The sequence below is a fragment of the Antarctobacter sp. genome (assembly GCF_965277915.1).
GTDB lineage: Bacteria > Pseudomonadota > Alphaproteobacteria > Rhodobacterales > Rhodobacteraceae > Antarctobacter.
The window spans coordinates 3,415,363-3,434,687 of sequence record NZ_OZ255849.1; the positions used below are offsets into that span (position 1 = coordinate 3,415,363).

Genomic DNA, 19,325 nt, shown 5'->3' on the forward strand with positions numbered 1-19,325 from the left:
GGTTCGTTAACCCGCCTCGTGGCGCCCTATTCGAAACCGACCGGGCGGATCATCAGATCCCATCCCGCCAGCGCCGGCACGTCGATGTAGCGCGCGCTGGCCCAGCCGGTCTGCCCGCCGTTCCGGACTTGGTACCAGACCCCCTGCCCGTCCGCCGAAAGGGCGCAATTTAGCACATCGACCGGCGTTCCCTCGGACCAGCGGGCAAGCCGGTCGCCGCCGGGCGCGGTGCGGATGTTGACGTTGGACCCTAGCCGCGCACCGGACCAGTCCATCGGCAGGATCGGCGCCTCGGGCGCATCATAAAGCTCACCGACCCAACTGTAGGCCTCCGGGTCTTCCTCTTCGAAGAACCGGTTGCCCGCGTCCCAGCGGTAGTAGCGTGTGGTCAGCTGCCCGCCGTGACAGCCGAGGCTGTCCGCAAGCAGGGCGCCGGTGGCGCGTGGCAGGGTGTCGCCGTGCTGGGTGTAGCCATAGTCGTCGCGCAGCGCGGCACACCAGCCGCCGCCAGTGGATTGGCGGCCACAGTCGCCGAAGGGCGTGATGCCCAATGTGTCGCCCTCTTGCCACTCGATGCTGCATCCATCGTTGGCCAGCCGGCGGTCGCCGTATCTGTCGAACAGGGTCCGCAGCGGTGTGTCATCGGGAAACTCGCTGCCAATTTCGACCGGCCAGAACTCGTACCCGGCGGCGATCATGTCCCGGCCCTTTGAGTAAGTCAGGTACTGGCACATGTTGAACGCGTCGCGCTGGGTCAGCCCCGCCAGCGCAAGCGGCGTGCCGCCCTTGGGTCCGGCGACGGGAACAAAATCCATGAAGCGCGTCACCAACCCGCCGCGCAGCAGGAAGAAATCATTCGGCCGGCGATAGTGCAGTGCGTTCTGCACCAAGGCCGAAGGCGCGATGCCGTTGCCGATCAATTGGATGTACTCCGACATGATCTGGTAGGTCAGGTCCATCGCTGCGGCGATTTCCGTCTGCCGGGCCTGCTGGTCCAGCGGGACAAACGGCATGTGAAAGCCCAGCCGCGCGCCCTGTTCGACATAGCGCACCGACCGGCCGGAATCGCGCGGCAGGGCCGCCAGCGCAAAGGCCACGGCGCAGGCGGACATGCATTCGCTTTCGGCCAGCACGACAACACCGTTCAGCGCGGGATCGCCGTTGCCCTGACGGTACAGGCGCAGGGTTTCGCCCATCGCCACGCCTTCGAGAAAGTTGCCGCCCGGGCTGTCAAGGACGACGGCAAAGGAGGTGACCGAGTCCTCGGGGCCGATCAGCGCGGCCAGCCGTTCGGCATCGCCGGGTTCGATCACACCGGAAACGGAGATGATCCGAAGCCCGCCGTAATAGGGATGGTTCACGGATCCGGCGGGCAACAGGACGGGGCTGTTGCGGCCTGCATTGGTGTCCTCTCCGTAGATCGGCCAGAGCTGGGCCAGCCTTGGGCGCAGGTCATCGCGCAGTGAAATCTCCGCCGCCTGGGCCACGCCGCCAACAAAGGCCAGCGCCGCGGCGAGGACCGCGCGGATCACGCCCATCACTCGATCACGTAGCTCTTGAAGGCATAGTCGACGGTGCCGCCATCGAGTGTGACCTTGCCCGAAAGCTGTCCCTTGTTGAGGTCCGCCAGCACAAGCCGCAGCGCCGATTTCAGCTCTGCCGCGTCGCTGACACCGCTGCTGCTGCACAGGTATCCGATGCGATGTTCGCCTTTTTCGTCCTGCTCCTGCACGACGACAGCATATTGGCTGGTGGGGGTGACCTGATAGCGGGTCTGGCCGGGCCCAAGATCGACTTTTTCGAAGATTTCCAGCGGGATCGGTGTCAGTTGCAGGCTGGGCGAGATGTCGACGAAGGCCGGCGTGCAGTCCGATGGCATATCGGCCACCAGGGACAGTTCCCCGCCCACCCCGAGGCTGCCGGGAAAGGCCGACATGAGCATCGGCTGGGGTTTGGGTGCGGGCAAGGGCCCCGGTTTCAGAACCTTCGACTGGCCGATGATCTCGGCCATCGGGATGCCGTAGTTGATGCCCACGTTGCGGTTGCCGGAATTGTGCAGCGCGATCACCTGGCGGGCGGAACTGTCGATGATCGGAGAGCCGGAATTGCCGCCCAGCGTATCGCAGGTATGGCGCACCCGCTGGCCCGATTGGGATTCGGGCGCCTTTTCCAGCGGCGGGCGCGCGGCGCGGCAGCCTTCGCGGCTGATGTGCTGGGACTTGCCCATCGGGTGGCCGATGATCCAGAAGGGCATCCCCTCGACCGGCGGGGCCGAGGAGAGCGGCAGCGGCGGAAAGCGGTCGATCGGCACGCCCGTCACCTCGAGCACGGAATAATCCAGTTCCGCCGAGCTTTCGACCGGGACCGGGTTGACGGCGAAACGGGCGGTTTCCTCGTCCCGGCCCGGTTCGACGAAACCGGCGATCCAGGTGACCGAGGTGATTTCGGTGGCGCCGATGCGCGGGTCTTCCAGCACGCCGGGAATGCAATGGTAGTTGGTCATGATATGGGTGGCATCCACCAGGAAGGCGGTGCAGGGGTTTTCGCCCGCGTCTGTCCGGATCTGCAACTTGCCGACGCCGCGGCCCAGTTTCCGGAAATCCGCGCTTGGAGAGTAGGTGTAGATCGCCTCGTTGTTGTAGCCCTCGATGGCCAGTTCCTTGACGATACCGTCATCCGCGCAAAGCGCGGCAGGCAGGGCGACAAGCGTGGCGGCCAAGGCCGGGAGGCGGGCAAAGAGGGGCATGGCAATCCTCTGGTCAGACAAATCCGCGGCAACCATAGCAAATCCCTACCTGCGCGCTTGGAAAAAATGCGGTAAGTGAAAACGAAAGCGATTTCGTCTATCCTGTCGCAATAACTTTCAGGGGGCCACGATGCACCGTTCCTTTTCCTTTCCGCCAATTGGCCGTCGCGCCCGGCCCGCGCCGGCCCTTGCGCGCATCGGCAGAATGGGACGCGGCTTTGACGCCCGGGTTGCGGCCACCGCCTTGAACCGCCGGCGACAATGGGCAATCGTGCGCCCCGCTGTGCTTTCCTTTCGACCAACGCTGGATATTGCCATGACCAAGACAATGTTTCCCCTTCTTGCCGCCGCGCTGGTCCTTCCCTCCGCGGCCCTCGCCCAGTCGACCGTGACGCTGGACAGTTTTTCGCTGGGTGATGCGCCCAAGCCCGATGCCGACGCCGCCGAGATGCGCGATTGCCTTGTCGACCCTTCTGCCTGCGAGAACTCCGAATTCAGCGGCGGGTCAAAGTTCACGCTGGACGACGTGGTCAACCTGGGCGTGGTCAAGCGCCAGCCCAAGCCGCCCGCCTCGGAGACGCAGGCCCGGATCGGCGGGACCATCGCCGTGGAAGACCGCACAAAGAAACCCGAACCGCTGCCGACCATCGACCTGGAAGTGCTGTTTGACTATGGATCGGACGCGCTGACCCCGCAGGCGATGGCGAAACTGTCGACCCTGGCCAATGCGCTCAGCGATCCGCGGCTGAAGGACAGCAAGCTGATCTTCATCGGCCATACGGACGCGGTGGGCAGTGCAGAATACAACAAGGCGCTGTCACAGCGCCGCGCGAATTCGGTCGCGCGCTTCGTGCAAGGCACCATGAGCCTGGGCACCGGCCAGATCGAGGCAGTGGGCGTGGGGTTTGACTATCTCAAGAACACCCGCCGTCCCGACGCGGCCGAAAACCGGCGCGTGCAGCTGGTCCTGGTGCCCGGCGCCTGACCAGCCGGACAGTTTGCCGACGACAAGGGGGCCCATCAGCCCCCTTTTTGCTGCGCGCATGGGCAAAGACCGGCAAATGGGGCCGGTTTTTGGCCCCGACAGAATTTTACCGTTTGATAAAATTCCGACCTGTGGCAGGCTGATTCCACAAGAACATGAAAACAGGGAGAGGCCATGACCAGCCCGCAGACCCCCGGCATCCAGTCCGGGCGCCTCAGCCAGGATCAGTTGGCTCGGAACTTCGAGGATCTTCACGCGCCTTACGACCCGCACGAGGCGGCGGTGGCAGCGGACCGCTGCTATTTCTGCCACGATGCGCCCTGCGTGACCGCCTGCCCGACCGAGATCGACATCCCGCTGTTCATCCGGCAGATCGCCACCGGCCAGCCGGAAGCGGCGGCGAAGACGATCTTTGAACAGAACATCCTGGGCGGCATGTGCGCCCGGGTCTGCCCGACCGAAACGCTTTGCGAAGAGGCCTGCGTGCGCGAGACCGCCGAGGGCAAGCCGGTCGAGATCGGGCGCCTGCAACGCTATTCCACCGATGCGCTGATGGCGCGGCAGGGCCATCCCTTTGACCGCGCGGCCGAAACCGGCAAGCGCGTGGCAGTGGTCGGCGCCGGCCCGGCGGGTCTGGCCTGTGCGCATCGCCTGGCGATGAAGGGCCATGCCGTCACGATCTACGAGGCGCGCCCCCGCCCCGGCGGGCTGAACGAATACGGCATCGCCGCCTACAAGACGGTGGACGGCTTTGCGGCGCGCGAGGTCGACTGGCTGATGGGCATCGGCGGGATCACCATCGAATACGGCAGCACGCTGGGGGTCGAGGTGACCCTGGACGGCCTGCGCGAGAACTTCGACGCGGTGTTCCTGGGGGTCGGCCTGGCCGGGGTGAACCTGCTGGAACTCGAGGGGGGCGAAAAGGCCGGGGTCGAGGACGCCGTGCGTTTTATCGCCGACCTGCGGCAAAGCGAGGATCTGGCCGCCCTGCCGGTGGGCCGCAACGTGGTGGTGATCGGCGGCGGCATGACCGCCGTGGACGCCGCCGTGCAGTCGAAACTGCTGGGCGCCGAGAACGTGACGCTGGCCTATCGCCGGTCGCGGGAAGAGATGCCGGCCAGCGGCTTTGAACAGGATCTGGCGGCGTCAAAGGGCGTGCGGCTGATGTTCAACGTGATGCCGGTGGCCATGCACGGCAACGGCGCGGTGCGCGAGATCGAGCTGGAATACACCGCACTGGTGGACGGCAAGCTGCGGGGCACGGGCGAAACCATGCGCCTGCCTGCCGACCAGGTGTTCCGGGCCATCGGCCAGACCCTGGCGCCGGTCGAGGGGCTGGACCTGGACGGCCGCAAGCTCAAGGTGACGGAGACAGGCCGCACCTCTGTCGCGGGGGTCTGGGCCGGGGGCGACTGCACGCCCGGCGAGGACCTGACCGTGGTCGCCGTGGCCGAGGGCCGCGACGCCGCAGAGGACATTCACGCGACGCTGATGGCGACGGCAGGGTAAACCCCGCCCGACGCCTCACCCCCAACGGGAGACGAGACATGGCTGATCTGACAACCGACTTCCTGGGCATCACCTCGCCCAACCCCTTCTGGCTGGCCTCGGCGCCGCCGACCGACAAGGAATACAACGTCCGCCGCGCCTTTGAGGCGGGCTGGGGCGGTGTCGTCTGGAAGACCCTGGGCGCCGAAGGACCGCCCGTGGTCAATGTGAACGGGCCGCGCTATGGCGTGATCCACGGCGCCGACCGGCGCGTGCTGGGCATCAACAACATCGAGTTGATCACCGACCGGCCCCTGGAAACCAATCTCGAGGAAATGGCGCGGGTCAAGGCGGACTACCCCGATCGCGCGCTGATCGCCTCGATCATGGTGCCCTGCGACGAGGCCAGCTGGAAGGCGATCCTGCCGCGCGTGGCGGAGACCGGCTGTGACGGGATCGAGCTGAACTTCGGCTGTCCGCACGGCATGTCCGAACGCGGCATGGGCAGCGCCGTGGGCCAGGTGCCGGAATACATCGAGATGGTCACCCGCTGGTGCAAGCAGTACTACGACAAGCCGGTGATCGTGAAGCTGACGCCCAATATCACCGACATCCGCAAACCCGCCACGGCGGCGAAGAACGGCGGCGCCGACGCGGTGAGCCTGATCAACACGATCAATTCGATCACCTCGGTCGATCTCGACAATTTCGCGCCCGAACCGACCATCGACGGCAAGGGCAGCCACGGCGGCTATTGCGGCCCGGCAGTCAAACCCATCGCCCTGTCGATGGTCTCGGAGATCGCCCGCAATGCCGACACCCACGGCCTGCCGATCAGCGGCATCGGCGGCGTGACGACCTGGCGCGACGCGGCCGAGTTCATGGTGCTGGGCTGCGGCAACGTGCAGGTCTGCACGGCGGCGATGACCTATGGCTTCAAGATCGTCGAGGAGATGAAGCGCGGGCTGAGCCAGTGGATGGACGAGAAGGGCTATCGCTCGACCTCCGAATTCATCGGCAAGGCGGTGCCCAATGTCACCGACTGGCAGTATCTGAACCTGAACTATGTCACCAAGGCCAAGATCGACCAGGACGCCTGCATCAAGTGCGGCCGCTGCTATGCCGCCTGCGAGGACACCAGCCACCAGGCGATCTGGATGAAGGAAGGCCGGGTCTTCGAGGTCAACGATGCGGAATGCGTGGCCTGCAATCTGTGCATCGACGTCTGCCCCGTCGAGGATTGCATCACGATGGAACGGATGGAAGCCGGCAGCACCGACCCGCGCACCGGCAAGACCGTGTCGGACGACTATGCCAACTGGACCACGCATCCGAACAACCCGATGGCCAAAGCGGCAGAGTGAGGCGGGAGGGGCCCTGCCCCCATCGCCTGCGGCACGGCCCCCGTCGGGGCATGTGACAAGGAAGCAAGGGAAGCGCCGGGGCGGGATGGCCGTTCCGGCGCTTTGCACATCCGGGGGCCGGTCGCGCCGGGGGCTTGCCCGGCGCCACGCGGCTTGCCATTCTGCGCATGGGAGGCGGATCATGGCGCTGTTCAATCTCACCCGCTGGCCGGGGTTTGCCGTGTTCCTGCTGGCCGGCGGGGCGGCAGTGACCTTTGCCTTCGTAACCGTGAACCTGTTTTCACAGGCCATGGCCAGCCTCGCCTTTCTCAAGAAGTTCGGATGGGAAGCGATCCGCCACGGCGCGCTGTGGCAGGTGGGCGAACTGGCGATCTGGGGGGCGCTGTCGCTGTTCTGCTGGCTGGTGTTCAAGGTCTGCGAACACCAGCTGACGGACCGCTACCTGACCTGGGCGCGCCGCAGGCCCGAGCGCGACGACCGCTAGGGCGTCAGCAGGCGCCGGAACAGCACGTCGAGATGCGTTTCGGCCCCCGGAAAGGGATCATCCGCGTTCAGCACGGCGCGCACCTGCACGTCGAAATCCGCGTAATGCTGGGTCAGCGACCAGACAGAGAACATCAGGTGGCGCGGGTCGACCGGCGCCAGCCGTCCCTCGGCGATCCAGCCGTCGATCACCGTCGACAGATTGTCGACCATGCCCCGCAACTCGCCCTCGAGCACGGGCATGATACGCGGTGCGCCTTGCACGATCTCGTTGGCGAAGAGCCGGCTTTCGCGGGGAAAATCCCGCGACATCTGCAATTTCCGGCGGACGTAGCCAAGCAGTTCCTCGACCGGCTCTCCCTTTGGGTCGATGGCCTGCAACGGGTCCAGCCAGGTTTCCAGCAGCCCGCGCAGGAGCGCCTCGTAGATCGCCTCCTTGGAAGGGTAGTAGTAAAGCAGGTTGGGTTTCGACAGGCCCGCCTCGCTGGCGATTCGATCCAGCGTGGCGCCGCGGAACCCGGCCTCGGAAAAGACCGTCAGACCGGCCTCGAGGATCGCCTCGCGCTTGGCCTTCTGGATGCGTGTCTGAGGCGCGGCCTTTCCGTTTTTCCCCGATGCCGATTTTCCGATCATGGCCACGCGCCCCTGCCCTTTTTACCAGCATCTGCCGGATTTGACGGCAGGACGCTTGACTGACTCCATCCCTCTGGTAGCGTTGATTTGACCGGTTGGTCAAATCGGAACACCCGCGAGAGACGGGGAATTTCACGGGAGATACGACATGGCCGCACCTGCTGCAAACATGACCATCAATGCCGACCGGCTGTGGGACAGCCTGATGGAGATGGCCAAGATCGGCCCCGGCGTCGCGGGCGGCAACAACCGCCAGACCCTGACCGACGCGGATGCCGAGGGGCGCGCCCTGTTCCAGCGCTGGTGCGAAGAGGCCGGCTGCACGATGGGGCTGGACACGATGGGCAACATGTTCGCCCGGCGCGAGGGGACCGACCCGGACGCGCTGCCGGTCTATGTGGGCTCTCACCTCGACACCCAGCCGACGGGCGGCAAGTACGACGGCGTGCTGGGCGTGCTGGGCGGGCTGGAACTGATCCGGACCCTGAACGACCTGGACATCAAGACCAAACACCCAATCGTCGTGACCAACTGGACCAACGAGGAAGGCACGCGCTTTGCCCCGGCCATGCTGTCCTCGGGCGTCTTTGCCGGGGTGCATGAGCAGGACTGGGCCTATGCGCGCGAGGATGCCGAGGGCAAGTCCTTTGGCGACGAACTGGTGCGGATCGGCTGGAAAGGCGACGAGGAAGTGGGCGCGCGCAAGATGCATGCCTTCTTTGAGCTGCACATCGAACAGGGGCCGATCCTCGAGGCCGAGGGCATCGACGTGGGCGTTGTCACCCATGGCCAGGGTCTGTCGTGGACGCAGGTGACGGTGACGGGCAAGGACGCGCACACCGGCTCGACCCCGATGCCGATGCGCAAGAACGCGGGCCTTGCCATGGCGCGCATCCTCGAGAAGGTCGAGGAAATCGCGCTGAGCCATGCGCCGCACGCGGTGGGCGCGGCGGGCCATATCGACGTCTACCCGAACTCGCGCAACGTGATCCCGGGCAAGGCGGTCTTCACCGTCGATTTCCGCTCGCCCGAACTGGCGGTGATCAAGGACATGGAGGCGCGGCTGAAAGCGGCGGCAGAGGAAATCTGCAAGCACATGGGCCTTGAGGTGGCATTCGAGAAGGTCGGCGGGTTCGACCCGGTGGCCTTTGACGAGGGCTGTGTCTCGGCGATCCGGGGCGCGGCGGAGCGGCTGGGGTACAGCCATATGAACATCATCTCCGGCGCCGGGCATGACGCCTGCTGGATCAACCGGGTGGCGCCGACGGCCATGGTGATGTGCCCCTGCGTCGACGGGCTGTCACACAACGAGGCCGAGGAGATCAGCAAGGACTGGGCCAAGGCCGGGGCGGACGTGCTGTTCCACGCGGTGGTCGAGACGGCGGAGATCGTGGAGTGACAGCTGCGGTGCAGACCCCGACAGAGGTTGCGTCATGTCCCGGCTGCTGACCTTCGGCAACATTGCGTCCGCGATCGGGTGCCTTGCCGCGGGTTTTGCATTGGGTCAGGCCATGACGGGCAGCGCCCGCTACGAAGAAGGCGTCGTAGACGGTCGCGCCCGGCTTTCCTCTGCCGAAGATGCACTGAGCAAGCTGAACCAGGTGATCGTGGATCCGACAGTCACGGCCCTCTACACCGAGGACACGCGGGAGAAGCTGGATTCCCTCTCCGCGGCTGTCGCGGCACGGGACTACGACGAGATCGACAGGCTTTTGCCATTCGACCTGGTCCTTGTGGACGATGCCGGTTGCCTGCCGAACGGCAAGGCCGACACCATAACGCCGCAAGACAACGTCAGGGTGAACTGCGAAACTGGTGTGACGGCGGTCTTTGTCGTCGTAAACCAGAACCGGATCGACACCACGCTGGGGACCCAGATGAAGTCTCTTCCACAGGGCCAATCCGGAACCTGGACACTAACGGACGGACAAGAGTGCAGTGTATTGGTGACTCACGCATCGATCGCCGGGGACAACCCGACTGCAACCATAATGTTTCAAGACTGCAAGGGGAGTTGAGCCAATGACCACAGTCATCAAGAACGGCACCATCGTCACGGCGGATCTCAGCTACAAGGGCGACGTGCTGGTCGAGAACGGCATCATCACCGAGATCGGCGAGAACCTGAAGGGCGACGAGGAACTCGACGCCACCGGCTGTTACGTCATGCCGGGCGGGATCGACCCGCATACGCACCTCGAGATGCCCTTCATGGGCACCTATTCCTCGGACGATTTCGACAGCGGCACCCGCGCGGCGCTGGCGGGCGGGACGACGATGGTGGTGGATTTCGCCCTGCCCTCGCCCGATGGTCAGGGTCTGCTGGATGCGTTGCAGATGTGGGACAACAAGGCCGGTCGCGCCCATTGCGACTATTCCTACCACATGGCGGTGACCTGGTGGGGGGAACAGATCTTCAACGAGATGAAGACGGTGGTCGAGGATCGCGGCATCACCACCTTCAAGCACTTCATGGCCTACAAGGGCGCGCTGATGGTGCAGGACGACGAGATGTTCGCCAGCTTCCAGCGTGTCGGCGAGCTGGGCGGGATCGCGCTTGTCCATGCCGAGAACGGCGACGTGGTGGCGGACCTGTCGCAAAAACTGCTTGCCGAGGGCAACACCGGGCCGGAGGCGCACGCCTATTCGCGCCCGCCGCAGGTCGAGGGCGAGGCGGCCAACCGCGCGATCATGATCGCCGACATGGCGGGCGTTCCCCTGTATATCGTGCATGTCTCCTGCGAAGAGGCACACGAGGCGATCCGGCGCGCGCGCCAGCAGGGCAAACGTGTCTGGGGCGAGCCGCTGATCCAGCACCTGACGCTGGACGAAAGCGAGTATTTCAACAAGGACTGGGACCATGCGGCGCGGCGCGTCATGTCGCCCCCGTTCCGCAACCAGAAACACCAGGAAAGCCTGTGGAACGGGCTGATGTCCGGCTCTCTCTCGGTCGTGGCGACGGATCACTGCGCCTTCACCACCGATCAGAAACGCTATGGCGTGGGAGATTTCACCAAGATCCCCAATGGCACCGGCGGACTTGAGGACCGGATGCCGATGCTCTGGACGCATGGGGTGGGCACCGGGCGGCTGACGCCCGAGGAATTCGTCGCCATGACCTCGACCAATATCGCCAAGATCCTGAACTGCTACCCGCGCAAGGGGGCGATCCGGGTGGGGTCGGACGCGGATATCGTGGTCTGGGACCCGGAGAAGGAAAAGACCATCACCGCCGCCAGCCAGGTGTCTTCGATCGATTACAACGTCTTCGAGGGCAAGCAGGTCAAGGGCCTGCCGCGGTTCACCCTGACGCGGGGCCATGTGGCGGTGCACGACGGCGAGCTGCGGTCGCGCGAGGGGCATGGTGAGTTCGTCAAGCGGACACCGGGCACGCCGACCAACAAGGCCCTGTCGAAGTGGAAGGAACTGACCGCGCCGCGCCCGGTGAAACGCACGGGCATCCCGGCGAGCGGGGTGTAAGGCTTGGTGCGAGGCGGAACAGGGGGGACACCCGTTCGCACGGGTGTCCTGGCGCCTTCGAAGCGCCTGGCGGCGCGGCGCCCGGATCGTGACGCATTGGGGGCGCCATGACCGCCCCTACCCTCTCCGGCGTCCTCGAAGCCGCCATCTACGTCGATGACCTCGACGCCGCCGAGGGGTTCTACGGCGGCATCCTGGGACTGGAAAAGTTCATCCGGGTCGAGGGGCGGCACGTCTTCTTTCGCTGCGGAACATCGGTCGTGCTGGCCTTCATCGCCGAGGCCACCGAGGAACCGCCGAAACCGGACGCCCTGCCCGTGCCGCCGCATGGGGCGCGGGGGCCGGGGCACTTGTGTTTCGCCGTTCCGGGGTCAGAGCTTGACGCGATGGTGTCGCTGTTGACGGATAACGGCATCGCCATCGAGAGCGATTTCAACTGGCCGCATGGGCCGCGATCCGTCTATGTCCGCGATCCGGCGGGCAACAGCGTGGAATTCGCCGACCCGGCGCTTTGGGAGATGCCGGAATGAACGTGACCGCGTCAGGCCGGAACCAATGCCTCCAGTTCGGGCAGCAGGACCACGGATTCCTGTTCATGAGGGTCGGTGCGGGCGATCACCGCGACGGCGGGTTCGTCGCCGTCATTCAGGGGCAGATGCGGCATGTCCGCCGGTATGTAGATCATGTCGCCCGGCCCCGTCTCCATGCAATGTTCCAGCCGCTCGCCCCAGTACATTTTCGCCCTGCCGGAAATGACGTAGATCGCGGTTTCATGGGTCGCATGTTTATGCGCCCTGGCCCGTCCGCCCGGCGGAACGGTCAGCAGGTGCATGCAAAGCCCCTGCGCGCCGACGGTCTCTTTCGCGATACCCTCGAAATAGGAAAAGCCCTGCTTGCCGTCATATGTGCCCCCCGGGCGCAGCTTTTTGCAGTCGGTCATGGTAGAGCCCCGGTATCCAACATCCTGAAAGTCCAGCCTACAGCGGCCCCGCCGCTTCGCCAAACAAGGATCACGCGTGTTGAGCGATGAAGAAATCATGAACTGGCCGGAGGCGGGAACCGCCACCGCCGCGCCCGTCATCCGGGCCGACCACCTCGACCTGACCTTTCAGACGAATGACGGGCCGGTGCATGCACTGAAGGACGTCAGCCTGGACATCGCAAAGGGCAGTTTCGTCAGCTTCATCGGCCCCTCGGGCTGTGGCAAGACGACCTTCCTGCGTTGCATCGCGGCGCTGGAACATCCCACCGGCGGCAGCCTGACGGTGAATGGCATGACCCCGGACGAGGCGCGCCGGGCACGGGCCTATGGTTATGTCTTCCAGGCGGCGGGCCTGTATCCCTGGCGCACCATCGGGCGCAACGTGGCGCTGCCGCTGGAGATCATGGGCTATTCCAGGGCCGAACAGGCCGAGCGCGTGGCACGGGTGCTGGAGCTTGTGGAGTTGTCGGGTTTTGAAAAGAAATTCCCCTGGCAACTGTCCGGAGGGATGCAGCAACGTGCGTCTATTGCAAGGGCGCTGGCCTTTGACGCGGACATCCTCTTGATGGACGAACCCTTTGGCGCCCTCGATGAAATCGTGCGTGACCGGCTGAACGAGGAACTGCTGAAGCTCTGGGACAAGACCGAAAAGACCATCGGCTTCGTGACCCACTCGATCCCCGAGGCGGTCTACCTTTCGACGCATATCGTGGTGATGAGCCCGCGCCCGGGCCGGATCACCGACGTGATCGAAAGCCCCCTGCCCAAGGAACGCCCGCTGGACATCCGCGACACGCCGGAATTCATCGAGATCGCGCATCGCGTGCGCGAGGGGCTGCGCGCGGGGTACGAGGAATGAGTGTCACGCGGCGCATCCCCGCCCCGGACCTGAGCCGGGACCACCACGCCCCGTGCAGGGAGGGAACGCATGGCTGAGGCAAGTGATCCGAAGACCGCAACCAGTGTAGGAGGCTGGCCCCGCTGGCTGCGTTTGCCGCCTGTGCTGGGGATGGTGCTGGCCGTGCTGGCGATCTGGTATGTCGCCGTCGTGCCGATGAACGTCAAGGAAGTGCTGACAGCGGCGGAGCGCGCCGGCGTCGAGGTCTCTCCACCCTCCGCGGTGGACAGGCGCGACATGGGCAACTGGGCACTGGTCTTTCGCAACACCCATGCCCTCGGGCAAAGCTGGAGCTCGGACCGGCCGAAACTGCCTGCGCCGCACCAGGTGCTGGTGGAACTGTACGACTCGACCATCGACGAAGAGCTGAACGGGCGGCGCGGGATCATGCGGTCGGGGACGCTGTCGAACCGCAGCCTGATCTACCACGCGCTGGTGACGCTGAACGCCACTTTCCTGGGGTTCCTGATCGGCGCCCTGCTGGGCGTGGGCCTGGCGGTGGGGATCGTGCATTCCCGCGTCATGGACATGAGCGTCATGCCCTGGGCCATCGTCAGCCAGACCATCCCGATCGTGGCGCTGGCGCCGATGATCATCGTGGTGCTCTATTCCATCGGGGTGCAGGGGCTGATCCCCAAGGCGGTGATCTCGGCCTATCTGTCCTTTTTCCCGGTGGTCGTCGGCATGGTTAAGGGGCTGCGCAGCCCCGACGCCATGCAGATGGACCTGATGCGCACCTATAACGCGCCGACCTCTTCTGTGCTGACGAAACTGCGCCTGCCCTCGTCGATCCCCTATCTCTTTGCCTCGCTCAAGATCGCCATAGCGGCGAGCCTCGTCGGCGCCATCGTCGGGGAACTGCCGGTGCAGAAAGGCGGGCTTGGCGCGCGGATGCTGGCGGGCAGCTACTACGGACAGACGTCGCAGATCTGGGCCGCGCTCTTGGTGGCGGCGGCGCTGGCGGCCCTGCTGGTCTGGGCCATCGGCGCGATCGAACGGCGCACGCTGCGCCGGATGGGGATGATGCCATGACCTTGGTGATTTTCGCACTTGTGCTCTGGGCCGTGGGTTTCGGGCTGAACGTGATGCTGGCGAACGGGCCGGCACGGGACACGGGCGCGGTGCGCCTTGCGGTGCCGTTGATCTTTGGCCTGACCATCCTGGGCATGTGGGAACTGATCGTGCGGGGCATGCAGGTCTCGACCGTGATCCTGCCGCCGCCCTCGCAAATCGCCGCCAGCTTTGCCGAGAACCTCGGCCTTCTCTGGGGCGATTTCGTGCAGACGATCCTGAAGGGCGCCCTGTCGGGATACATCATCGGCTGCGGCGCGGCCTTTCTGACCGCGCTGCTGGTGGATCGTTCGGACTATCTGCGCCGGGGGCTCTTGCCGCTGGGCAACTTCATGGCGGCCCTGCCCATCGTCGGAACGGCGCCGATCCTGGTCATGTGGTTCGGCTTTGGCTGGCAGTCCAAGGCGGCGGTGGTCGTTCTGATGGTCTATTTCCCGATGCTGGTGAACACGGTCGCCGGCCTGTCCGAGACCACCTCGATGCAGCGCGACCTGATGCGGACCTATGCCGCGACCTGGGGGCAGACGCTGTGGACGCTGCGCCTGCCCGCTGCCCTGCCCTTTGTCTTCAACGGGCTCAAGATCTGCTCGACGCTGGCGCTGATCGGGGCCATCGTTGCCGAGTTCTTCGGCAGCCCGACGCTGGGGCTGGGCTTTCGCATCTCGACCAGCATCGGCCAGCTTGACCTTGGCATGGTCTGGTCGGCCATCCTCGTGTCGGCGCTCTCGGGGACGCTGTTCTACGGGCTGGTGGCCCTGGCCGAACGCCGCATGACATTCTGGCACGCCTCGCACCGGGGCGGCCGATAACCGGACCGGACAAAACCGGCCACACGACACTAGGCACCAAGGAGGTACTGAAGATGAAACAGACATGGATCGCCGCCGTTGCGGCCCTGGGGCTGGCCAGCCCCGCGCTGGCGGCGGACGAGGTCACGCTGCAGCTCAAATGGGTCACGCAGGCACAGTTCGCGGGCTATTACGTGGCGCTGGAAAACGGCTATTACGACGAGGCCGACCTGGACGTGACGATCCTGCCCGGCGGGCCGGACATCGCGCCGACGCAGGTGATCGCGGGCGGCGGCGCCGACGTGATCGTGGAATGGATGCCGGCGGCGCTCTCGGCCCGCGAGAACGGCCTGCCGCTGGTCAATATCGCGCAGCCTTTCAAGTCCTCGGGCATGATGCTGACCTGCTGGAAGGATGCCGGGATCTCGGAACCCGCCGACCTGGACAACCGCACGCTGGGCGTCTGGTTCTTCGGCAACGAGTTCCCCTTCCTCGCCTGGATGAGCCAGCTGGACATCGCCACCGACGGCAAGGCCGAAGGGTCGGTCGAGGTTCTGAAGCAGGGCTTCAACGTCGATCCGCTGCTGCAGCGCCAGGCGGATTGCATCAGCACCATGACCTACAACGAGTACTGGCAGGTGATTGACGCGGGCGTGTCGCCCGAAGAGCTGATCACCTTCAAGTACGAGGACCAGGGCGTCGCGATGCTGGAGGACGGGCTCTACGTCCTTGAGGAGAACCTCGAAGATCCCGAGTACGTGGACAAGATGGCGCGTTTCGTGGCCGCCTCGATGAAAGGCTGGAAATGGGCCGAGGAGAACCCCGAGGACGCGGCAATGATCGTGCTGGACTATGACGAGACCGGCGCCCAGACCGAGGGCCACCAGATCCGCATGATGGGCGAGGTCGCCAAGCTGACGGCGGGCTCGAACGGCGCGCTGGACCCGGCAGACTATCAGCGGACCGTGGACACGCTGCTGGCCGGCGGATCGGACCCGGTGATCACCAAGGAGCCGGAAGGCGCTTGGACCCATGTGGTCACCGACGCGGCGCTGGACTGAGCCCCGGCCCCTGGAGTTGGAGAATTGAGAAAAGCCGCGGAAACGCGGCTTTTCACTTTTTAGGGTTGCTGGGGGCGCGGCCCCCAAACCCCCGGAGGTATTTTCGGCCCAAAGAAACAGGGGGCGGCGCTCAACCGCCCCTGACGCCGGCGACGTTGACGTAGAGCGCGTAGACCGATTGCGAGGCGGCCATGAACAGGCGGCTGTTGGCCCGCCCGCCAAAACAGACATTGGCGCAGCGTTCCGGCAGCGCGATGCGCCCGATGGGGCGCCCGTCCGGGGCAAAGACCATGACGCCGTCGAGGCCCGGATCGCCCATGCCCCAGCCGCACCACAGGTTGCCGTCCACGTCGCAGCGCATCCCGTCCGGGGTGCCCGGCCCGGCGTCGATCTGGACGCGGCGGTTGGACAGGCTCTGCCCATCCGCGGCCACATCATAGGCCAGGATCTTGCGGTTGGGCGTGCCGCGCGATTCGACGATGTAGAGGATGCCCTCATCCGGTGAAAAGCACAGACCGTTGGGGCCGAGGATGCCGTCGGCAACGACCGATGCCTGCCCCGTCTCCGGGTCCAGCCGGTAGACCGCCTCGGGCAGTTCCGGATCGGACCTGTAGCCCTCGTAGTTCCCCAGGATGCCGAACACCGGGTCGGAGAACCAGATCGAGCCGTCCGATTTCACGATGATGTCGTTGGGCGAGTTCAGGCGCTTGCCCTCGAAGCTGTCCATCAGGACCGTGATCGAGCCGTCGTATTCGGTTCGGGTGATCCGCCGCTGTCCATGTTCGCAGGAGATCAGCCGCCCCTGCCGGTCGCGCGTATGGCCGTTGGCGAAGTTCGACGGCGCGCGGTACTCGCTGACCGTGCCGGTTTCCTCGGTCCAGCGCATGATGCGGTTGTTGGGGATGTCGCTCCACAGGAGGTGGCGGGCATCGCCGAACCAGACCGGACCTTCGGCCCAGCGCAGGCCCGTGGCCAGCCGTTCGACCCCGGCCAGCGGCAGGCGGTACTTGTCGAAAGCCGGATCGAGCGATTGCACCGCCGGGTCGGGATAGCGCGTGGTCGGCGCCCAGCCGTTCGGGAATAGATCCTTGTCGCTCACCTGTCGTCTCCTCCTGCTGACTTCGCGACGAACCTCGGGCGTGGCAGCCGGATTGTAAAGCCTCAGCGGCGCTTCAGCGCGATCCCCTGCCCGGCCTCGGGCGGGTTGCCAAGCGGCTGGTGCACCGCCAGCACCTGCGCCAGCCTTTCAGCGACTTGCGGCTGCCAGGCTTCGGCACGGCGGGTGTCCAGGTTGAACCCCAGCATCTTGGTCTCGTTCGTGGCGCTTGGGGTGCCATCGGCGTCCAGAACCCGGTGGAACAGGACGAACCGCTTGGCATCCACGTCCAGCAGCTGGGTCTCGATGGAAAAGGCCGCGCCCTCTGCCAGTTCACCGGTATAGGTGACGTGGTTTTCGACGATGGCATATTCGTGGCCGGCGCGGGCTTCGATCGTCTGGTCCGGCGCATTGATCCAGTTCCAGAAGGCCCAGTTCGCCTGGTCGCAGATGGTCAGGTAGTGGGCCATGTTCAGGTGGTGGTATTCGTCCACCCAGTCGGGTTTGACCGTATTGCGGACAAGGGTCAGCGGAGCGGCGATTTCCCCGGTCCAGTCGTGCAGGAAGGTTTCCGTGACCAGCATCAGCGGCCCTTCCAGACCGGATCGCGCTTTTCCGAGACCGAGGCGATGCCCTCGACGGCGTCTTCGCTGTCGTAGACGCGCCCGTAGGCGCCAAGGTCGCCGGCGCGCATGCGGTCAAAGGCTGCCCGTTCACCCAGCCCGTCCGTGGCGCGGTCGATCTCCTTGATGGCCTGCAGGGAAAGAGGCGCCGAGGCGGCGACACGGTCTGCCAGTTCCAGCGCCCTCTCCAGCAGGGTTTCGGCGGGCACCACGCTGTTGACGACGCCCCAGCGGTGCAGATCCTCTGCCGCGGCGCGGCGGCCCGTCATCAGCATTTCCATCGCCACCGCGCGCGGCAGGCGGCGCGGCAGGCGGATCACGCCACCGCTGTCGGGCACGACGCCGATGGTCGCCTCTGGCAAGGCAAACTCGGCGTGGTCGGCGGCGACGATCATGTCCGCCGCCAGCGCCAGTTCGAACCCGCCCCCCAGCGCCAGCCCGTTGACGGCGGCGATGATCGGCTTGGTCAGGTCCCAGTATTCGGTCAGTCCGGCGAAGCCGCCGACCCCTTGCCAGGCATCCGCCGCCTCGCCTTCGGCGGCGGCCTTGAGATCCCAGCCGGCGGAAAAGAAGCGCGCCCCGCCGCCGGTGACGATGCCCACGGAGAGGCCGTCGTCCTCTTGCAGGGTGCGAAATGCCTCGCCCAGCGCGATGCTGGTGGCGGCGTCGATCGCGTTGGCCTTGGGCCGGTCCAGGGTCACCAGCAGCACGCGCCCGCGCCGCTCTGTCGTCACATCGCTCATGTTTCCACCAGTCGCGCCAGATAGGTGCCGTAGCCGGATTTTCCGAACATGCGCGCGCGCTCCATCAGCGCGTCGGCATCTATCCAGCCCTGTTGATAGGCGATCTCTTCGGGGCAGCCAACCTGCTGGCCCTGCCGTTCCGACAGCGTCCGGACAAAATTGCCGGCATCCAGCAGCGAGCCATGCGTGCCGGTGTCGAGCCAGGCATAGCCGCGCCCCATCTGCTGCACGTTGAGCAGCCCGTCACGCAGGTAGGTCTCCAGGAGCGAGGTGATTTCCAGCTCACCCCGGGCCGAGGGTGTGACGGCGCGCGCCCGTTCCGGCGCGCTGCCATCCAGAAAGTAGAGCCCCGTGACAGCATATGGCGACGGCGCCCTTGTCGGTTTCTCGATGATCGACCTCACCGTGCCATCGGAACCGAAATCCACCACGCCGTAGCGTTCCGGATCCGCGACCCGGTAACCGAACACCGTGCCGCCCGTCTGCTGGGAGTCGGCAGTGCGCAGGTGTTCCGGCAACCCGTGACCGAAAAAGATGTTGTCGCCCAGAACCATCGCCGACGGCGCACCGTTCAGGAAGGTTTCAGCCAGCAGATAGGCCTGTGCCAGTCCGTCCGGAGAGGGCTGCACGACGTAGTCGAGCGAAAGCCCCCACTGGCTGCCATCGCCCAGCGTGCGGCGGAACTGCTCCTGGTCCTGCGGCGTGGTGATGATGCAGATATCTCGGATGCCGGTCAACATCAGCACCGACAGCGGGTAGAAGATCATCGGCTTGTCGTAGATCGGCACCAGCTGTTTGGATATGCCCATCGTGATCGGGTACAGCCGCGTGCCCGATCCGCCCGCCAGAATGATGCCCTTGCGCCTGGCCATGCGACCCCCTGA

20 protein-coding genes are annotated in these 19,325 nt (G+C 65.6%); 12 read left to right on the forward strand and 8 right to left on the reverse strand.

Translation table 11 applies throughout. The features are described from left to right. Positions 1-26 precede the first annotated feature (26 nt). Both ACQY5B_RS17530 and ACQY5B_RS17535 read right to left on the reverse strand, forming a co-directional pair. The gene (locus ACQY5B_RS17530) at positions 27-1,538 is read right to left on the reverse strand and encodes an SH3 domain-containing protein (RefSeq protein ID WP_420328230.1); all 1,512 of its coding nucleotides are present in this window, start codon (positions 1,536-1,538) and stop codon (positions 27-29) included. Continuing rightward, positions 1,538-2,746 carry a trypsin-like serine peptidase gene (locus tag ACQY5B_RS17535; RefSeq protein WP_420328229.1) on the reverse strand — a complete coding sequence of 403 codons (1,209 nt, stop codon included), beginning with the start codon at positions 2,744-2,746 and terminating at the stop codon, positions 1,538-1,540. Before ACQY5B_RS17535 ends, ACQY5B_RS17530 begins: the two co-directional genes overlap by 1 nt. Before the next feature lie 316 nt (positions 2,747-3,062). Here ACQY5B_RS17535 and ACQY5B_RS17540 point away from each other — a divergent pair, with 316 nt between their 5' ends. The 4 genes from ACQY5B_RS17540 (at position 3,063) to ACQY5B_RS17555 (ending at position 7,067) form a co-directional block, all read left to right on the forward strand. Then, positions 3,063-3,731, forward strand: coding sequence for an OmpA family protein (locus ACQY5B_RS17540; protein ID WP_305968892.1), 669 nt, complete (start codon positions 3,063-3,065; stop codon positions 3,729-3,731). A 174-nt stretch (positions 3,732-3,905) separates the two neighbouring features. Then, positions 3,906-5,240, forward strand: a complete 1,335-nt coding sequence (locus ACQY5B_RS17545) for an NAD(P)-dependent oxidoreductase (protein ID WP_420328227.1) — start codon at positions 3,906-3,908, stop codon at positions 5,238-5,240. A 38-nt stretch (positions 5,241-5,278) separates the two neighbouring features. Next, complete coding sequence (gene preA, locus ACQY5B_RS17550; RefSeq protein WP_305968890.1) at positions 5,279-6,583, forward strand: NAD-dependent dihydropyrimidine dehydrogenase subunit PreA; 1,305 nt, start codon at positions 5,279-5,281, stop codon at positions 6,581-6,583. Positions 6,584-6,764: 181 nt separating this feature from the next. Further along, a complete protein-coding gene (locus tag ACQY5B_RS17555) occupies positions 6,765-7,067 on the forward strand; it encodes a hypothetical protein (RefSeq protein ID WP_420328225.1) in 303 nt (100 codons plus the stop codon). On the opposite strand, the gene ACQY5B_RS17560 is transcribed toward ACQY5B_RS17555, so the two are convergent. After that, the gene (locus ACQY5B_RS17560; protein ID WP_420328224.1) at positions 7,064-7,699 is read right to left on the reverse strand and encodes a TetR family transcriptional regulator C-terminal domain-containing protein; all 636 of its coding nucleotides are present in this window, start codon (positions 7,697-7,699) and stop codon (positions 7,064-7,066) included. The genes ACQY5B_RS17555 and ACQY5B_RS17560 overlap by 4 nt on opposite strands. A gap of 148 nt (positions 7,700-7,847) precedes the next feature. Here ACQY5B_RS17560 and ACQY5B_RS17565 point away from each other — a divergent pair, with 148 nt between their 5' ends. The 4 genes from ACQY5B_RS17565 to ACQY5B_RS17580 all read left to right on the forward strand — a co-directional run bounded on the left by ACQY5B_RS17565 (position 7,848) and on the right by ACQY5B_RS17580 (position 11,709). Beyond that, entirely contained in the window at positions 7,848-9,098 is a 1,251-nt protein-coding gene (locus ACQY5B_RS17565; protein ID WP_305968887.1) for a Zn-dependent hydrolase, read from the forward strand. Between the two features lie 34 nt (positions 9,099-9,132). Then, positions 9,133-9,717, forward strand: a complete 585-nt coding sequence (locus ACQY5B_RS17570; protein ID WP_420328222.1) for a hypothetical protein — start codon at positions 9,133-9,135, stop codon at positions 9,715-9,717. Between the two features lie 4 nt (positions 9,718-9,721). Next, entirely contained in the window at positions 9,722-11,179 is a 1,458-nt protein-coding gene (gene hydA, locus ACQY5B_RS17575) for a dihydropyrimidinase (RefSeq protein ID WP_420328221.1), read from the forward strand. A 107-nt stretch (positions 11,180-11,286) separates the two neighbouring features. Next, positions 11,287-11,709, forward strand: coding sequence for a VOC family protein (locus ACQY5B_RS17580; protein WP_420328220.1), 423 nt, complete (start codon positions 11,287-11,289; stop codon positions 11,707-11,709). A gap of 11 nt (positions 11,710-11,720) precedes the next feature. Here ACQY5B_RS17580 and ACQY5B_RS17585 read toward each other — a convergent pair whose 3' ends face one another. After that, positions 11,721-12,119, reverse strand: coding sequence for a cupin domain-containing protein (locus tag ACQY5B_RS17585; RefSeq protein WP_305968883.1), 399 nt, complete (start codon positions 12,117-12,119; stop codon positions 11,721-11,723). Between the two features lie 97 nt (positions 12,120-12,216). Between ACQY5B_RS17585 and ACQY5B_RS17590 the strand changes: the two genes are divergently transcribed. From ACQY5B_RS17590 to ACQY5B_RS17605, 4 genes are all read left to right on the forward strand, one after another. Then, on the forward strand, positions 12,217-13,020 hold the full coding sequence (locus tag ACQY5B_RS17590) for an ABC transporter ATP-binding protein (RefSeq protein WP_420328621.1): 804 nt from the start codon (positions 12,217-12,219) through the stop codon (positions 13,018-13,020). 150 nt (positions 13,021-13,170) lie between these two features. Next, positions 13,171-14,091 (forward strand): ABC transporter permease, encoded by a 921-nt coding sequence (locus ACQY5B_RS17595; RefSeq protein WP_420328619.1) that lies wholly within the window; start codon positions 13,171-13,173, stop codon positions 14,089-14,091. After that, the gene (locus ACQY5B_RS17600; RefSeq protein WP_420328218.1) at positions 14,088-14,939 is read left to right on the forward strand and encodes an ABC transporter permease; all 852 of its coding nucleotides are present in this window, start codon (positions 14,088-14,090) and stop codon (positions 14,937-14,939) included. The genes ACQY5B_RS17595 and ACQY5B_RS17600 overlap by 4 nt, the downstream gene beginning before the upstream one ends. 53 nt (positions 14,940-14,992) lie before the next feature. Then, on the forward strand, positions 14,993-15,979 hold the full coding sequence (locus tag ACQY5B_RS17605; RefSeq protein ID WP_305968881.1) for an ABC transporter substrate-binding protein: 987 nt from the start codon (positions 14,993-14,995) through the stop codon (positions 15,977-15,979). A gap of 130 nt (positions 15,980-16,109) precedes the next feature. Here the strand turns inward: ACQY5B_RS17605 and ACQY5B_RS17610 are convergent, their stop codons facing one another. From ACQY5B_RS17610 to rfbA, 4 genes are all read right to left on the reverse strand, one after another. After that, positions 16,110-17,078 (reverse strand): SMP-30/gluconolactonase/LRE family protein, encoded by a 969-nt coding sequence (locus ACQY5B_RS17610; RefSeq protein WP_420328216.1) that lies wholly within the window; start codon positions 17,076-17,078, stop codon positions 16,110-16,112. A gap of 62 nt (positions 17,079-17,140) precedes the next feature. Then, positions 17,141-17,659, reverse strand: coding sequence for a thioesterase family protein (locus ACQY5B_RS17615; RefSeq protein WP_420328214.1), 519 nt, complete (start codon positions 17,657-17,659; stop codon positions 17,141-17,143). Continuing rightward, a complete protein-coding gene (locus ACQY5B_RS17620) occupies positions 17,659-18,441 on the reverse strand; it encodes an enoyl-CoA hydratase-related protein (RefSeq protein ID WP_420328213.1) in 783 nt (260 codons plus the stop codon). The genes ACQY5B_RS17615 and ACQY5B_RS17620 overlap by 1 nt, the downstream gene beginning before the upstream one ends. Further along, positions 18,438-19,313: a glucose-1-phosphate thymidylyltransferase RfbA gene (gene rfbA, locus ACQY5B_RS17625; RefSeq protein WP_420328211.1), complete on the reverse strand. Its 876-nt coding sequence runs from the start codon at positions 19,311-19,313 to the stop codon at positions 18,438-18,440. The genes ACQY5B_RS17620 and rfbA overlap by 4 nt, the downstream gene beginning before the upstream one ends. Positions 19,314-19,325: the final 12 nt, after the last annotated feature.

What these genes read in the sequence shown, in the direction of transcription:
- ACQY5B_RS17540 (WP_305968892.1), top strand. Translation starts at nt 3,063, where the DNA reads ATGACCAAGACAATGTTTCCCCTTCTTGCCGCCGCGCTGGTCCTTCCC.
- preA (WP_305968890.1), top strand. Translation starts at nt 5,279, where the DNA reads ATGGCTGATCTGACAACCGACTTCCTGGGCATCACCTCGCCCAACCCC.
- ACQY5B_RS17590 (WP_420328621.1), top strand. Translation starts at nt 12,217, where the DNA reads ATGAACTGGCCGGAGGCGGGAACCGCCACCGCCGCGCCCGTCATCCGG.
- ACQY5B_RS17615 (WP_420328214.1), bottom strand. Translation starts at nt 17,659, where the DNA reads ATGCTGGTCACGGAAACCTTCCTGCACGACTGGACCGGGGAAATCGCC.
- ACQY5B_RS17535 (WP_420328229.1), bottom strand. Translation starts at nt 2,746, where the DNA reads ATGCCCCTCTTTGCCCGCCTCCCGGCCTTGGCCGCCACGCTTGTCGCC.
- rfbA (WP_420328211.1), bottom strand. Translation starts at nt 19,313, where the DNA reads ATGGCCAGGCGCAAGGGCATCATTCTGGCGGGCGGATCGGGCACGCGG.
- hydA (WP_420328221.1), top strand. Translation starts at nt 9,722, where the DNA reads ATGACCACAGTCATCAAGAACGGCACCATCGTCACGGCGGATCTCAGC.
- ACQY5B_RS17560 (WP_420328224.1), bottom strand. Translation starts at nt 7,699, where the DNA reads ATGATCGGAAAATCGGCATCGGGGAAAAACGGAAAGGCCGCGCCTCAG.
- ACQY5B_RS17580 (WP_420328220.1), top strand. Translation starts at nt 11,287, where the DNA reads ATGACCGCCCCTACCCTCTCCGGCGTCCTCGAAGCCGCCATCTACGTC.
- ACQY5B_RS17565 (WP_305968887.1), top strand. Translation starts at nt 7,848, where the DNA reads ATGGCCGCACCTGCTGCAAACATGACCATCAATGCCGACCGGCTGTGG.
- ACQY5B_RS17585 (WP_305968883.1), bottom strand. Translation starts at nt 12,119, where the DNA reads ATGACCGACTGCAAAAAGCTGCGCCCGGGGGGCACATATGACGGCAAG.
- ACQY5B_RS17600 (WP_420328218.1), top strand. Translation starts at nt 14,088, where the DNA reads ATGACCTTGGTGATTTTCGCACTTGTGCTCTGGGCCGTGGGTTTCGGG.
- ACQY5B_RS17570 (WP_420328222.1), top strand. Translation starts at nt 9,133, where the DNA reads ATGTCCCGGCTGCTGACCTTCGGCAACATTGCGTCCGCGATCGGGTGC.
- ACQY5B_RS17555 (WP_420328225.1), top strand. Translation starts at nt 6,765, where the DNA reads ATGGCGCTGTTCAATCTCACCCGCTGGCCGGGGTTTGCCGTGTTCCTG.
- ACQY5B_RS17620 (WP_420328213.1), bottom strand. Translation starts at nt 18,441, where the DNA reads ATGAGCGATGTGACGACAGAGCGGCGCGGGCGCGTGCTGCTGGTGACC.
- ACQY5B_RS17595 (WP_420328619.1), top strand. Translation starts at nt 13,171, where the DNA reads ATGGTGCTGGCCGTGCTGGCGATCTGGTATGTCGCCGTCGTGCCGATG.
- ACQY5B_RS17530 (WP_420328230.1), bottom strand. Translation starts at nt 1,538, where the DNA reads ATGGGCGTGATCCGCGCGGTCCTCGCCGCGGCGCTGGCCTTTGTTGGC.
- ACQY5B_RS17545 (WP_420328227.1), top strand. Translation starts at nt 3,906, where the DNA reads ATGACCAGCCCGCAGACCCCCGGCATCCAGTCCGGGCGCCTCAGCCAG.
- ACQY5B_RS17605 (WP_305968881.1), top strand. Translation starts at nt 14,993, where the DNA reads ATGAAACAGACATGGATCGCCGCCGTTGCGGCCCTGGGGCTGGCCAGC.